Genomic DNA, 2,427 nt, shown 5'->3' on the forward strand with positions numbered 1-2,427 from the left:
TTTATTCTTCTTCCTCTTGGAAAATTTTGGGAAGCTCTGCGCGATGTTAGCCAGCGGAAGTGTCTGAGTTGTTTGCTCTGGGTGGTGGTGCGCCGCGGGGTCCTTGTGAGGCGGCGCGATCTATTCGTATGGAGGGAGGACTAATAAATTTTGCTCTGGTTTGTAGCTATTTGTGGTGCACTGATGTTGGGTCGGTTTCGGGTCTTTTGCGTTTCATTGGTGTAGCATCTTTTAAACCTAGAATCCAAGGCTTCATGGCTGGAGGATAAGTATCCATGCCGCTGGTGATCACCCAGCCCGGTGCGACAGCATTAACACGAACGCCTGACGCTGCCCATTCAACGGCAGCCGTTTGAGTGAAGTTCACCATGCCTGCGCGGGCTNCACCGGAGTGCCCCATGCCTGGCATACCACCCCACATATCAGCGACGATATTGACAATTGATCCGCCGTGCTTACTCATACTTTGCAGATACACTTCTTTAGCCATCAAGAAGCCGCCGGTTAGATTGGTGCGTACCACCGTTTCCCAACCTTTCTGGTTAATACCGGTAAGTGGGGCAGGGAACTGACCGCCTGCATTGTTCACTAAACCCGATATCACAGGGTGTTTCTTAACGATTTCATTAACCGTTTCTTTGACGATATCTTCTTCGCGAATATCGCAAGAAAAACCTTCAGCACTGCCACCATCTTCGATGATTTCAGCAACCACAGCATCCAGCTTTTCTTGCTTACGACCAATAATGATGAAATGCGCGCCAAGCCCTGCTAGCTCATGAGCGGTACAACGGCCAATGCCGCTGCCGCCGCCCGTTACGATAAATACTTTGTCTTGGTATAGGTCATCTCTGAAGATTGATTGATAAGGGTGACTCATGATTTATCTTACCTACAGTTTATTGGCCAAGGCCTGAGGAACAGGGATGGCAGCTTGTAATAATTGTTGTGCGAAAGCTTTGCCTTGAGGGTCAATGCGCAAGCTAGCAACGCCACCTCCACCTAGGCTGTTTTCGAGTAAAAAGTTCACGGCATTGATGCCGGGAAGGTCCCAACGATTGACCTTGCCATGTTCTGGGTCAAGCGTATGTGACATGTATTCAGCAACGAAGTCTTCAGTTAAAGCTTCACGAATATAGGGCAGGTATTCCTCAGAGCGCGCGATGACACCGATATTGGAATGATTGCCCTTGTCGCCACTTCGAGCCCAAGCAAGTTTGATTAACGGAACGTAGCTATTACAGTTTTCGCCTAAAGTTGTTTTATTCTGAGTCGCTTCAGCTCCTACGAAAGACGTTTCGCTATCAATTGATACAGGAATGGACTCTTCACCGAGTTTGACGCTCACATCCAAGTCGGCTTTAGGCACAAGGCAGGAGAATAAACGGATCTTAGGCCATACCGTTGGCCGACCACCAACGATACCGGTGATGCCCGGCGCCATGCCTGTTGCAGCCTGTGCGATCTCTTTGGAAAATAAAACCAGAGACTTCTTATCAGGGCTAGCAACAGATATTTTTACCACGATCTCACGGCACTGGTCAGATGCGCCTTGTTCACCGTAAGTGGTTTCGGTGCCCAGTAACTCAATGCTTTTTTCCGAATAGGCCTTCAAGCCCTTAGCCTCGATCATATGGCTAGTCTTTTCAAGAATCGCTTCAGCCACGGCTTGGGCTTTCGCTTTTGCGTTGATTCCGGCTAACAAGAAGGTGACGGTGCACTTGAAACCGTCTCGCCAGGTTGCTGATACCTTGTATTGATCGCTCGGTGCTCGGCCTAGTGCGCCTGACACTTGGACGATATTGGCGCCGTCTTGCTTTAATCTGACTTGTGTAAAGTCGCAAGTAACGTCGGGTAATAGGTAAGCGTTAGGGTCACCGATCTCATAAACCAATTGCTCTGCAACGGTTGCTTCAGAAACTAAACCACCTGTATCTTTTGGCTTGGTGACAAAGAAGGAACTATCGTCCTTAATTTCAACAATAGGGAAGCCCATATCAGCAAAATCATCTTTAACGAGTTCCCAATCAGTGAAATTGCCACCGGTACAGTGGGCACCACATTCGATGATATGACCGGCCAAGCTGCCTTGTGCCAGTTTGTCGTAGTCATTCCAGGCCCAGCCAAACTCATGAACCATCGCACCCAACACGACGGCACTATCGACAACACGACCTGTGACAACGATATCAGCATCAGAATCTAGCGCGACGGCTATACCGGGCGCTCCTAAATAGGCATTCATGCTAACAAACATTGGTGGCATATCTGCACCGGTAAACATTTCTTTAACGCCTTGCTTGGCATAGTGAGACTTTTTCGGTAGTACGTTGTCGCCATCGACCATGGCAATTTTCAACTCAAGGCCCGTGGATTCAGCTACCTTTTCAAGTGCAGCGACACAGGCTTGCGGGTTAACGCCGCCAG

2 protein-coding genes are annotated in these 2,427 nt (G+C 49.1%); both read right to left on the minus strand.

From position 1 onward, the window contains the following. Positions 1–166 precede the first annotated feature (166 nt). A complete protein-coding gene (locus tag A3729_RS15400) occupies positions 167–880 on the minus strand; it encodes an SDR family NAD(P)-dependent oxidoreductase (RefSeq protein ID WP_369820137.1) in 714 nt (237 codons plus the stop codon). Between the two features lie 12 nt (positions 881–892). Further along, on the minus strand, positions 893–2,427 hold a 1,535-nt coding region (locus A3729_RS15405), incomplete at its 5' end, for an acyclic terpene utilization AtuA family protein (protein WP_068634044.1).

This window comes from Oleiphilus sp. HI0043 (assembly GCF_001634935.1).